This window comes from Blastomonas sp. CCH1-A6 (assembly GCF_001556365.1).
In the GTDB taxonomy this organism is placed as follows: Bacteria; Pseudomonadota; Alphaproteobacteria; order Sphingomonadales; family Sphingomonadaceae; genus Blastomonas; species Blastomonas ursincola.
The window spans coordinates 1-11749 of the sequence record NZ_LSIS01000371.1 but is presented as its reverse complement, the minus strand read 5'-3'; the positions used below and the strand labels follow the sequence as shown (position 1 = coordinate 11749).

At 64.1% G+C, this 11749-nt stretch carries 10 protein-coding genes and 2 pseudogenes; 5 read left to right on the top strand and 7 right to left on the bottom strand.

What is annotated here, in order from left to right:
• A pseudogene (locus AX735_RS17515) lies at nt 1-697 on the bottom strand (Flp pilus assembly complex ATPase component TadA); the annotation flags it as partial.
• Nucleotides 698-905: 208 nt separating this feature from the next.
• Between AX735_RS17515 and AX735_RS17510 the strand changes: the two are divergent.
• Nucleotides 906-1823 (top strand): DMT family transporter, encoded by a 918-nt coding sequence (locus AX735_RS17510; protein ID WP_231750162.1) that lies wholly within the window; start codon nt 906-908, stop codon nt 1821-1823.
• A 12-nt stretch (nt 1824-1835) separates the two neighbouring features.
• Nucleotides 1836-2282 (top strand): DUF6265 family protein, encoded by a 447-nt coding sequence (locus tag AX735_RS17505; protein WP_082751178.1) that lies wholly within the window; start codon nt 1836-1838, stop codon nt 2280-2282.
• Nucleotides 2283-2408: 126 nt separating this feature from the next.
• Here AX735_RS17505 and AX735_RS17500 read toward each other — a convergent pair whose 3' ends face one another.
• The 5 genes from AX735_RS17500 to AX735_RS17480 form a co-directional block, all read right to left on the bottom strand.
• Nucleotides 2409-2666, bottom strand: a complete 258-nt coding sequence (locus AX735_RS17500; RefSeq protein ID WP_023838318.1) for an ATP synthase F1 subunit epsilon — start codon at nt 2664-2666, stop codon at nt 2409-2411.
• Between the two features lie 141 nt (nt 2667-2807).
• Entirely contained in the window at nt 2808-4250 is a 1443-nt protein-coding gene (gene atpD, locus AX735_RS17495) for a F0F1 ATP synthase subunit beta (RefSeq protein WP_066282761.1), read from the bottom strand.
• 24 nt (nt 4251-4274) lie between these two features.
• On the bottom strand, nt 4275-5150 hold the full coding sequence (locus AX735_RS17490; protein WP_066282759.1) for a F0F1 ATP synthase subunit gamma: 876 nt from the start codon (nt 5148-5150) through the stop codon (nt 4275-4277).
• 117 nt (nt 5151-5267) lie between these two features.
• Entirely contained in the window at nt 5268-6797 is a 1530-nt protein-coding gene (gene atpA, locus AX735_RS17485) for a F0F1 ATP synthase subunit alpha (protein WP_066282755.1), read from the bottom strand.
• A gap of 7 nt (nt 6798-6804) precedes the next feature.
• Entirely contained in the window at nt 6805-7359 is a 555-nt protein-coding gene (locus tag AX735_RS17480; protein WP_066282753.1) for a F0F1 ATP synthase subunit delta, read from the bottom strand.
• Nucleotides 7360-7625: 266 nt separating this feature from the next.
• Between AX735_RS17480 and AX735_RS17475 the strand changes: the two genes are divergently transcribed.
• The 3 genes from AX735_RS17475 (at nt 7626) to ada (ending at nt 10956) form a co-directional block, all read left to right on the top strand.
• Nucleotides 7626-9374, top strand: a complete 1749-nt coding sequence (locus tag AX735_RS17475; RefSeq protein ID WP_066282751.1) for a methyl-accepting chemotaxis protein — start codon at nt 7626-7628, stop codon at nt 9372-9374.
• An 86-nt stretch (nt 9375-9460) separates the two neighbouring features.
• The gene (locus tag AX735_RS17470; protein WP_066282748.1) at nt 9461-9925 is read left to right on the top strand and encodes a DUF1203 domain-containing protein; all 465 of its coding nucleotides are present in this window, start codon (nt 9461-9463) and stop codon (nt 9923-9925) included.
• On the top strand, nt 9922-10956 hold the full coding sequence (gene ada, locus AX735_RS17465) for a bifunctional DNA-binding transcriptional regulator/O6-methylguanine-DNA methyltransferase Ada (RefSeq protein ID WP_066282745.1): 1035 nt from the start codon (nt 9922-9924) through the stop codon (nt 10954-10956). Before AX735_RS17470 ends, ada begins: the two co-directional genes overlap by 4 nt.
• 12 nt (nt 10957-10968) lie before the next feature.
• Here ada and AX735_RS26050 read toward each other — a convergent pair.
• Nucleotides 10969-11749 (bottom strand): annotated as a pseudogene (locus tag AX735_RS26050) (hypothetical protein); the annotation flags it as partial.

Here is an 11749-nt window from a genome sequence, read left to right as displayed (position 1 = left end):
GCGGCGTCGTCTGGTCGATGCGGCGGCCGACCTGGTTGACGATCCGCTGGGCGATCTGCAGCAGATGCTCCTCGTCGCGGAACTGGATCGGCGCGATCTGCAGCTTGCCCTTCTTTTCGATATAGGTCTGCTCAGGGCCGTTGACCATGATATCGGTGATCTCGGGATCGTTGAGCAGTTCCTCGAGCGGGCCGAAGCCGAGCAATTCGTCGATCAGCACCTTTTCCAGCGCGAACTGCTCGCGCCGGTTGAGGGTGAGCTTGAGCTCGGCAAGAACCTCGAGGATGATCGGACGGAATTCCTCGGCCAGCTCGTCCTTGGTGAGCGTGGCAGCAGCTTCCGGATCGACTCGCTCGAGCAGGCGCGGCAGCACCTGTTCCTTGATCTTGTGGACCGATGCCTCGAACCCTTCGACCTTGGGGCCAGTATCCGCGATCGAGTTGGCGCGATCCGAAAGGCGCGTCATAGCGTCGTTCAGCGCCGCACTCTCCGGCGTCATGTCGATCATGTCGAGACCGGGCAGATCGACGGAATCGAGATCGGGGAACTGGTCGCCGCCCATATCGAGCGACAGGCCCAGCCGCGCTTCGGGCGGCGGGGTGGCCGCGCCACCCTTCATCGGGCGGGCGACGCCAAAGCTCGGCCGTGCGCCGGGCCCCATCTGTCCAATCCCATTCTTTCTGCCAAAAGCGCTCATGGTGACCGATTTTCCCGGATTGTGTCGGTGGCAGCCGGAAGCCGCCTGATATCTCATGGTGAATAGCCCGGAAACTTTGACAATGTCCTAACAGCAGGTTCTGCTAGGCCCTTGCCGCGCCGCACCTGCCCCGTTGGTGCTTGCATCCGTGCCAATATCGGGCATTAAGCCGGGCAAAAGTTAACAACTGACCAGCAGGCGCGACGACTTGGCCGAAAATACGACGAACGCCGGGGAGAGCGACGGCGCAGGCCGCCATCGCGGCGCAGGAATGCTGTTTGCGCTGCTCGGCTTTGCGCTGCTGTCCTGCGGGGACGGTCTGATCAAGTCGACCGCCGGTCAATGGCCGGGGATGGCGGTGGCCGCCCTGCGCTTCACGCTGGGGGCGATAGGCCTGGGGCTGGTGCTGCTGATCCGGGAGGGGCCGCAAGGTTTCCGTTTTCCGCGACCCAAGGTGCAACTGGCGCGGGGCTTCTTTCTTGCCGGGGCGACGGTAACCTTCTTCTCCAGCATCTTCCTGATGCCGCTCGCCACTGCCACTTCGATCCAGTTCATGGCGCCGTTGCTTACAGCAGTGATCTCCTCGATCCTGTACAAGGAACGCCTGAGCCCGGGTAGGTGGGTGGCGACGCTGATCGCCTTTGTCGGCGTGATGATCGTGCTGAGGCCCAGCTTTGCCGATCTGGGCCCTGCGGCGCTGCTGCCGCTTGCCGCTGCGTTCGGGATGAGCGGGCTGATGATGAGCAACGCGCGAGCCGCAGGATCGGGCAGCGTGCTGCTCATGCAGTTCCTGGTCGCCGCCGTCGCCGCGCCGCTGCTGATCCTCTATGCTGCGCTGGGCCACCTGTCGGGCATGCCTTCGCTGCACATCGGCTGGCCAAGCTGGTATGTCGTGATCGTCTGCGCCACCGTGGCCGTGTCGGCCAGCTTCAGCCACATGTTCGTTTATCTCGCCACCGCGCGCAGTTCGGCGGCAACCGTGGCGCCCATGGTCTATGTGCAGATCATCGTTGCCATCGCGATCGGCGTGGTCTTCTATCGCGACTATCCCGATCTCGTCGCACTGGCCGGTACCGGGGTGATCATCGCCAGCGGCATCTATCTGCTGCGCGACGGACGCAGATAGGGAAGGGCGATCATGGCGCTGACGGGCTGGATCATCGGGCTGGCAATGCAGATGGCAAGCCTGCCTGCTCCGCCGCCGCTGCCCTGCTGGATCGAGGGCCGCTGGGTTTCGGAAGAGGCGGACGGACGCTGGACCGAGGAGAACTGGACCGGCTGCCGCGCCGAGACGATGCTCGGCACCGGTCGCGGCGGCCGCGGCGACGAGGTCACCACCTATGAATTCATGCGCATCGCGCGCAACGAGAATGGCGATTTGATGTTCTACGGCGCGCCGTTCGGCAACCCGGCTGCGGCCTTCCGCGCGGTCAAGGGCGGTCCGGCGGAGATCGTGTTCGTCAATTCCAACCACGAATATCCGCAGCGCATCCGATACTGGATGGAAGGCGACATGCTGATGGCCGAGGCGAGCATGCGCGATGGCAGCAAACCGCAAGCTTGGCGGTACAGGCGGATCAAGTAGCGACGGGCAAGGACTTCGTCATTCCCGCGAAAGCGGGAGTCCCGCTTTTTCGTCAACGTCGCGTGCGAAGCGGGACCCCCGCCTTCGCGGGGGTGACGGTAAAACTTTAGATTTGAACGCTTGAAATCAGCCCGAGACGCGTTCGGCCAGGATCGTTAGACCCTTTTCGTTGACCTCGGCAAAGCCGCCTTCGATCGCGATGGTTTCCGGCTGCGCGCCTTCGCTCTTGTAGATCGACACCAGGCCGTCGCGGACGGTCGACATCAGCGGCGCATGACCTTCCAGCACGCCGAACTCGCCCTCAGCGCCGGGCACGACGACCATGTGGACCGCTTCGGAGCGGACCAGCTTTTCGGGGGTGACGAGTTCAAAATGCAGTGCCATTTCAGCTTCCTTTAAGCCCTCTCCTCTAGAGGGGAGAGGGTTGGGAGAGGGAATGTGCGCCAGCCCCTCTCAACTTCGGCTAGGCCGCTGCGCGACCAAGCCTCCGTATCTCTCCCCCTCGGGGGAGAGAGCAGTACTCGATTACGCCGCTTCCGCCAGCGTCTTGGCCTTTTCGATGGCCTCGTCGATGCCGCCGACCATATAGAAGGCTGCTTCGGGCAGATGGTCGTATTCGCCGTCGACCACCGCCTTGAAGCTCTTCACGGTGTCTTCCAGCGACACGAACTTGCCGGGGATGCCGGTGAACACTTCGGCCACGTGGAAGGGCTGCGACAGGAACTTCTGGATCTTGCGCGCACGGGCAACGGTGAGCTTGTCCTCTTCCGAGAGCTCGTCCATGCCCAGAATGGCGATGATGTCCTGCAGCGACTTGTACTTCTGCAGCGTCGACTGGACCGCACGCGCGGTTTCGTAATGCTCGACGCCGACGACGCGGGGTTCGAGAACGCGGCTGGTCGAATCGAGCGGGTCCACCGCCGGATAGATGCCGAGTTCCGAAATCGCGCGGTTGAGCACGGTCGTCGCGTCAAGGTGCGCGAACGAGGTGGCGGGCGCCGGGTCGGTCAAGTCATCCGCGGGCACGTAGATCGCCTGCACCGAGGTGATCGAACCCTTGTTGGTCGAGGTGATGCGCTCCTGCAGCGCGCCCATGTCGGTCGACAGGGTCGGCTGATATCCCACGGCCGAAGGAATACGGCCGAGCAGCGCCGACACTTCCGAACCCGCTTGGGTGAAGCGGAAGATGTTGTCGACGAAGAACAGCACGTCCTGGCCTTCCTGGTCGCGGAAATATTCGGCGATCGTCAGACCCGAGAGCGCGACGCGGGCGCGGGCACCCGGGGGCTCGTTCATCTGGCCGTACACCAGGGCCACCTTTGAACCTTCGCTGATCGCGTTGCCTTCGGCGTCCTTGGCGATAACGCCCGCGTCGAGGAATTCGTGATACAGGTCGTTGCCCTCGCGGGTACGCTCACCCACGCCGGCGAACACCGAGGTGCCACCATGCCCCTTGGCGATGTTGTTGATCAGTTCCTGGATGAGCACGGTCTTGCCCACGCCGGCGCCGCCGAACAGGCCGATCTTGCCGCCCTTGGCATAAGGCGCGAGCAGGTCGATGACCTTGATGCCGGTGACCAGGATTTCCGATTCGGTCGACTGGTCGACGAATTCGGGAGCCTTGGCATGGATCGGCGCCGAGGCCTTGGCGTTGATCGGGCCGCGCTCGTCGATCGGCTCGCCGACGACGTTCATGATGCGGCCGAGCGTTTCGGGGCCCACGGGCATGCGGATCTGCGCGCCGGTATCGGTGACGTTCTGGCCGCGGACCAGGCCGTCGGTGCCGTCCATGGCGATGCAGCGCACGGTGTTCTCACCCAGGTGCTGGGCGACTTCGAGCACCAGACGCTGGCCGTTGTTCTCGGTTTCCAGCGCGTTCAGAATGGCGGGGATTTCGCCGTCAAAGGTCACGTCGACGACCGCGCCGATGACCTGGCTGATCTTGCCGATATTGTTGGTGGTTGCCATGAGCTGTTTCCTGCTTTCGGACGGTTAGAGGGCTTCGGCGCCCGAGATGATTTCAACGAGTTCGGTGGTGATCGCGGCCTGGCGGCTGCGGTTATATTCGATGGTGAGCCGGTTGATCAGATCGCCCGCGTTGCGGGTGGCGTTGTCCATCGCGGTCATCGAGGCACCCTGTTCGGACGCGGCGTTCTCAAGCAGCGCGCCGAAGATCTGCGTCGTGACGTTGCGCGGCAGCAGCTCGGCGAGGATTTCCTCCTCATCGGGCTCGTACTCGACCGCAGCCTCACTGGCGACCGCGCTGCCCGCCGGAATGGCGACGGGGATGATCTGACGACCGACCGGCTCCTGCAGCAGCGCCGAACGGAACTTGCTGTAGAACAGGTGCGCGACGTCGAACTCGCCCTTTTCGTACATCGCGATCAGCTCGGCCGAGATCGCCTGGGCTTCGGCAAAGCCCTGGTTCTTCAGGTTGGTGGTGTCGAAATAGCGCACGATCTGCTTGGGATAGTCGCGGATGATCATGCCGCGGCCCTTGCGGCCGACGAGATAGAACAGCACGGTCTTGCCGGCCGCTTCCAGCTCGCGCGCCTTCAGCTTGGCTGCCTTGACGATGTTCGAGTTGAACGCGCCGCACAGACCGCGATCCGACGAGGTCACGATCAACAGATGGACCTGATCCTTGCCGGTTCCGGCCAGCAGCTTCGGGCTCGAATCGCTGATCGAGATCTTCGACGCCAGCGAGGCCATCACACGCTCAAGCCGCTCCGAGTACGGGCGCGCAGCTTCTGCCGCTGCCTGCGCCTTGCGCAGCTTGGCGGATGCCACCATCTGCTTGGCCTTGGTGATCTTCTGGGTCGACTTGACCGAGGCGATCCGGCCCTTGAGTTCTTTCAGACTGGCCATGGTGTCCTAACTTCAAACCCTGTTCGGTACCCCCGCTCATGCGAGGGGCCAATTCCTGCTCATCATCCCGCACCAGCGGCGGGCGATGGCCCCCTGCTTGCGCAAGGGGCCAGCAGTTTACGCAAACGTCTTCGCGAACGCGTCCAGCGCAGCCTTGAGGCCAGCCTTGGCATCGTCGCCCAGATCCTTGGTTTCGCGGATCGTGGCGAGCAGGTCGGCATGGTCGGTGCGCAGGAAGCTCAGCATCGCGGCTTCATATTCGTTGACCCTGTTGACCGGCAGCGCATCGAGATAGCCGTTGGTGCCGGCAAAGATCGAGGCGGTCTGCTCTTCGAAGGGCAGCGGGCTGAACTGCGGCTGCTTGAGCAGCTCGGTCAGGCGCTGGCCGCGGTTGAGCAGCTTCTGCGTCGAAGCGTCGAGGTCCGAACCGAACTGCGCGAACGCCGCCATTTCGCGATACTGGGCCAGCTCGAGCTTGATCGAGCCCGACACCTTCTTCATCGCCTTGGTCTGTGCCGCCGATCCCACGCGCGACACCGACAGACCGACGTTAATGGCCGGACGGATGCCCTGGTAGAACAGGTTGGTTTCGAGGAAGATCTGGCCGTCGGTGATCGAGATCACGTTGGTCGGAATATAGGCCGACACGTCGCCCGCCTGGGTTTCGATGATCGGCAGCGCAGTCAGCGAGCCCGAACCGTTGGCCGAGTTCATCTTCGCGGCGCGCTCGAGCAGGCGCGAGTGGAGATAGAACACGTCGCCGGGATAGGCTTCGCGGCCCGGAGGACGACGCAGCAGCAGCGACATCTGACGATAGGCGACGGCCTGCTTCGACAGATCGTCATAGACGATCAGCGCGTGCATGCCGTTGTCGCGGAAATATTCGCCCATGGTGCAGCCGGTGTACGGCGCAAGGAACTGAAGCGGAGCCGGCTCCGAAGCGGTCGCGGCGACGACGATGGTATATTCCATCGCGCCCGATTCTTCGAGCTGACGCACGATCTGCGCGACGGTCGAGCGCTTCTGGCCGATGGCGACATAGATGCAGTAAAGCTTCTTGCCTTCATCGTCGCCGGCATTGGCGCCCTTCTGGTTGATGAAGGTGTCGATCGCGACGGCGGTCTTGCCGGTCTGACGGTCACCGATGATCAGCTCGCGCTGGCCACGGCCGACGGGCACCAGCGCGTCGATCGCCTTGAGGCCGGTCTGCACGGGTTCGTGCACCGAAGTACGCGGGATGATGCCCGGCGCCTTGGTTTCGACGCGCATGCGCTTGTCGGCGACGATCGGGCCCTTGCCGTCGATCGGGTTACCCAGACCATCGACCACGCGGCCGAGCAGGCCCTTGCCGACGGGCACGTCGACGATGGTGCCGGTGCGCTTGACGACATCGCCTTCCTTGATCTCGGCGTCCGAGCCGAAGATCACGACGCCGACATTGTCGGCTTCGAGGTTGAGCGCCATGCCCTGCACGCCGTTCGAGAACTCGACCATTTCACCGGCCTGAACGTTGTCGAGGCCGTGGATGCGCGCGATGCCGTCGCCGACGCTCAGCACGCTGCCCACTTCGGACACTTGCGCATCCGTGCCAAAATTGGCGATCTGATCCTTGATAACCTTGGAGATTTCTGCGGCACGAATGTCCATGAGAATGTTAGCCTTTCATCGCTTGGCTGAGCGTGTTGAGACGGGTCTTGATGCTGGAATCGATCATCTGGCTGCCCATGCGGACAATCAGGCCGCCCAGGATGGACGGATCGACCTTCGCGGTGATCTTGATGCTGCGACCGGCGCGGTCCTTCAGCTGCTTGCGGATTTCGTCGAGCTGCGCTTCCGAAAGCGGGAAGGCCGATGTGACTTCGGCGGTGACTTCTCCGCGATGCGCGGCAACCAGCTGGTCGAAGGCAGCGAGGATGGACGAAAGCTGACCCAGGCGACGGTTGGTCGCCAAAACGCCGAGCAGGTTGCCGGTCATCTTGTCGAGCTTGAGCGTTTCGGCCAGCGACGCGACGATCTTCTCGGCAGCGGCGCGGCTGATCGTCTGGCTCTTGGTCAGCGCAGCGAAATCTTCCGACTCGTTCAGCGCAGCGCGCAGGGTTGCGACGCTGGTTTCGACTTCGGCAAGCTGCTTTTCGTCGCGCGCGAGCGAAAAGAGCGCCGAGGCGTAACGCCCTGCCAGACTGGCCTGTATCCCGCCGGAAATGTCCACGCGAATGCTTTCCCTTGCCGTTATGATATTGCGTCAGGCGCTTGGCGGGAGACGCTGGCCTCCCTCACCTGTCGGCGCGGCGGTTAGCACTCATATTGCTGCATTGCAAGACGCCCGGCAAACATCGGGTCCAGCCGGTCTTCCCCCGCAAAAAATGGGGATTTTTTGCTTTAGCGTGAAGGCGGCGTTTACCAAATTTTCGCATCGGGCGGGCATGAGGTCAGCATGGCATTTTGTCTTTGGCCAACCATGGAATCGCCTTGCCGATGCGGAAAATTCAAGATTTGCGGTCTGATCTGTCCAAGGGCTTTGCGAGCATGGGCGTGGAAGCCAAGGTTCGCTTCAGCCTGACGGCCATGCTCGCCATGCTCGCGCTGCTGGCCTTTGTGGCGATCGGTGTGGTTGGCGTTACCCAGTATACGACGCGCCATCTGGTAACAGCGCGCATCCAGCCGACGATGCAGATGCAATCCCTCGGCGATGGCTATCGCGAGACGATGCGACTGGCGACCAAGGTGCGCTGGGGCCTGATAACCGGTCAAGCTGCCCTGACCGAGCTGGACGCACGCGAACGTCGCATCACCCGTGACTGGAAGCGGATAGAGGAGGGCGCCTTCGGTCACGAGTTTCCGAAAAGGATGGTCCAGCTGCGCCGCGCCAAGGCACCGGCTGACGGCGCGATCGCAGAGTTGCGCAGGCAGATCGTGGCTTTCAACCGTCAGGGCAGGCGTGTCGATCCACCGATAGCGCTGCACCGACAGGTCGATCCGCTATTGGCCCAAAGCCAGGCTGCAGTAGCCGAAATGCGAGGCCTCGCGCGGACCACCCTGGTGTGGCTGAACATCATCCAGATTGCCGCGCTGATTTTCTGTTCGCTGCTGATGCTGGGCGCCGGATTGTTCGTGCGCTGGTGCATCGGCTATGCCACGCGCGATCTGCTGGTGCCCCTGGTGGCGCTTGCCCAATATGCGCTGCCCGAGAAGCGCGACAGCGTGAGCGCGCATAATCTCGGCCTGCGCCGACGCGATGAGATCGGCGCCATCGCCCGCGCCATTCATCGTTCGCACGGAAAGGCCGAGCGGGCGCTCAAGGCCGAGCAGGAACGACGGCTGGCCGAGCTCAAGCTCCAGCGCGAACAGCTTCAGTGGCAGGAGGAACGCCATCGCCGCGCGGTGACGATCGATGCGCTGTTCGCGAGCTACGAGGCCAAGCTGTCCGAATTGTCCGAACAGCTCGCCAAGGCGGCGAACGGCATGCGCGAAGGCGCGCAGGACATGCAGCGCAACGCCGCGCAGCATCAGACCTTCAGCCAGAACTTTGCCGACCGGGCGAACCGGGCGGCCGAATCGATGAAGGTGATCGATCGCCATGGACGCCGGCTGCAGCAGACGGGTGGGGGCGTGCGCGAACTGGTCGCCGACAGTTCGCGCAACATCTACGATGCGCACCATGCGAGCCGCATGAGCCGCGAGACGGCAGACCATCTGCACGAGGTCGCTGGCGAAATTTCGGGCATCCTGGCCATGATCACGCATATCGCCAAGCAGACGAACCTGCTGGCGCTCAATGCGACGATCGAGGCGGCGCGTGCCGGCGAGGCCGGTCGGGGTTTTGCCGTCGTGGCGCAGGAGGTGAAGAATCTCGCCAGCCAGACCCAGGCGGCAGCAGCGCTGGTGGAACAACGCCTCGGCAGCGTTTCGGCGATGACCCAGCAAGTGTCGGATGCGGTCAATTCGGTGGACGGGCATGTCGACATGATCCGGCACAATGCGGATCGGATCGACGAGGCCGTGAGCGAGCAGCATGACGCCAGCCGGGATATTCTCGATGCGCTCCGCTCGCTGATGACCAGTGGGGATGAGGTGATGGATCAGATTGCCGAGCTGACGGACAAGTCGGCTAATGCCAATATTTCGGCAGAGGCGCTGAGCCAGACAGCCGAAGCGGTCGCGCGCCAATCGCAGGAGCTGCGCGAACAGATGCGCCAGTTGGCTCAGGCGGTCCGCGCTGCCTGATCGTTGCTTTGACCGCATGAAGCGGGACGCGCCGAAAATCCGCAATCGATAGAAACGCGGGCATCCCTTGCATTTGGAGATGTTCGATGACCTACCGCATAGCTGGCCTGCCGCCAGCCGACTTCCTGCCGCTGTTCGCGCTATCCGATGCCGAGCTAGCCTCGCACCGGGCCGTGCGCGTCACCGCAAGCCAGCAACCCGGTTATCCCTGCCGGGTAACGCTCCGCGATGCGCCGGTGGGCGAGCAGCTGATCCTGCTCCACCATGTCAGCCATGATGTCGCGACGCCCTATCGCAGCGCCTTTGCCATCTATGTCAGTCAGGCCGACATTGCGGCAGAGTATCGTGAGGCTCTTCCGCCGGTGATGCAGGGTCGGTCATTGGGGCTGCGCGGGTTCGATGCAGCGGGAATGCTTCGCGATGCTAGGCTCGTGCCCCCCGGCGAGGCCGATGCGGGCATCCGCGATCTGTTCGGCGATCCGGAGATCGCCTATATCCACGCCCACAACGCGGCACATGGCTGCTTTGTCGCAAGGGTGGACCGGGCATGAGCGGGCTGATCGATCTGGACGAGGATGCGGCCTGGGCTGCCGTTCTGCGCCGCGACCGCAGCCATGACGGGCGCTTCGTCACCGGCGTTCTGAGCACCGGCATCTATTGCCGTCCATCATGCGCTGCGCGGCATCCTGCGCGCGCCAATGTCCGTTTCTTCGCCGATGGCGCTGCCGCCAGGGCCGCTGGCCTGCGCGCGTGCAAGCGCTGCCTGCCCGATGATGTCGCGCGTGACGAGACGGCGGTGCTCGCCGCGATCCGGGCGATCCGCGCGAGCGAGGAGCCGCTGGCCTTGGCGTCACTGGCGGCGGAATGCGGTTATTCGCCCGCGCATTTCCAGCGGGTGTTCACCCGGCATACCGGCCTTTCGCCGAGCGCCTATGCCCGGGCGCTGCGCACCGAGCGGGCGCGCGAGGCGCTGAGCGACAGCGAGCGCGTGGTCGATGCAATCTACGAAGCAGGGTTCAGCGCGCCGTCGCGCTTTTACGAGTCGATGAAGGGACGGATGGGGATGGAGCCGAGCGTCTGGAAGAATGGCGGGCAGGGCGTGCGGATTCACTGGACCCAGGCGGCTACTTCGCTTGGCCGCATGCTGGTCGCCTGGACCGACAAGGGCGTGTGTCGCCTGTCGTTTGAGGAAGAGGCAGAGGCGCTGGCCAAGCGGTTTCCTGCCGCCGAATTGAAGCCCGCGGGAGAGGAAGCGGCGCAGTTCGTCTCCGCGATCGTCGCCGAGGTCGAAAGTCCGCGCACCGGCGCCGACATACCGGTCGACGTACGCGGTACCGCGTTCCAGGAAGCCGTCTGGAAGGCGCTGTCCGACATTCCGCCCGGCGAGACGCGCAGCTATGCGCAGATCGCGGCCAGTATCGGCAAGCCGGCAGCGGTGCGCGCCGTGGGATCGGCCTGCGGGGCGAACCCGGTCGCGGTGCTGATCCCCTGCCACCGCGCGCTGCGCACCGATGGCACGCTGGGGGGCTATGCCTATGGCCTGGGCATCAAGACCGAACTGCTCAAGCGCGAAGGCGAGTGACCCGCCGCAAGCTCATTCCTTGGGCTTGGCGGCGGGCTTGAGCGTGCAGCTATAGGTCAGCACCTCGTTGGGCTGCGCCGGCAGCGCCTGGCGCAGCGCCTTCTGCATGTCCTCCAGTTCGGCCATGCGATCGGGCTCCGCGGTGCAGGTCTTGTCGGCATAGCGCGCGCGGATGTTGCGCGCATTGTTCATCGCGTCGAGGCCAAGCTGGAAATTCTCGGTGCGGAATTCGCGCGTGTCGGGGTTGAATTGGTTGATCGCGACCAGCTGGTCCTCATTGCGCACGAACACCCGGGTCCAGCCGTCGACATCCTGCCCGTATTGCGTGCGATTGTTGACGCAGCCGCTTGCGGTCCAGGCGATTTCGACCGGGTCGGGGCTGGATGTGGTGATCTTGCTGCGCTCGGGCACGATACGGCACATATAGGTTCCGTCGCGACTGGCGGCGAGCTCGTCCTTGCCCCCCAGCTCCTTCTTCACCATCGCGAGGGCAATATCCTCGGCCTGGTTGAAGCCGGGGCGCAGCACGAAGATCAGAACTGCCGTCAGCGCGAGCGCGCCCGTGGCCCCGGCGGCGACCTTGCGCCGCTCCAGCTCGCCACGATCGTGCAGCACCCAGGTGGCGCCGCCGGCGAGCCCGGCGAGCACCAGCATCAGCGCGGCAAAGGCGATATGGTTCTCGCGTGCGCTGATCACCGCATGCTCCGCATCGCGCAGGGCGCGCTCTTCCAAGTCGCGGCGCTCGGCCTTTTCGGTCAGTGCCTTTTCGCGCGCCGCTTCGGCTGCCTCGGCC

Excerpts from the sequence above, each read along its gene's own strand:
- AX735_RS17505 (WP_082751178.1), top strand. The coding sequence starts at position 1,836 with ATGGCGCTGACGGGCTGGATCATCGGGCTGGCAATGCAGATGGCAAGC.
- AX735_RS17500 (WP_023838318.1), bottom strand. The coding sequence starts at position 2,666 with ATGGCACTGCATTTTGAACTCGTCACCCCCGAAAAGCTGGTCCGCTCC.
- atpD (WP_066282761.1), bottom strand. The coding sequence starts at position 4,250 with ATGGCAACCACCAACAATATCGGCAAGATCAGCCAGGTCATCGGCGCG.
- AX735_RS17490 (WP_066282759.1), bottom strand. The coding sequence starts at position 5,150 with ATGGCCAGTCTGAAAGAACTCAAGGGCCGGATCGCCTCGGTCAAGTCG.
- atpA (WP_066282755.1), bottom strand. The coding sequence starts at position 6,797 with ATGGACATTCGTGCCGCAGAAATCTCCAAGGTTATCAAGGATCAGATC.
- AX735_RS17475 (WP_066282751.1), top strand. The coding sequence starts at position 7,626 with ATGCGGAAAATTCAAGATTTGCGGTCTGATCTGTCCAAGGGCTTTGCG.
- AX735_RS17470 (WP_066282748.1), top strand. The coding sequence starts at position 9,461 with ATGACCTACCGCATAGCTGGCCTGCCGCCAGCCGACTTCCTGCCGCTG.
- ada (WP_066282745.1), top strand. The coding sequence starts at position 9,922 with ATGAGCGGGCTGATCGATCTGGACGAGGATGCGGCCTGGGCTGCCGTT.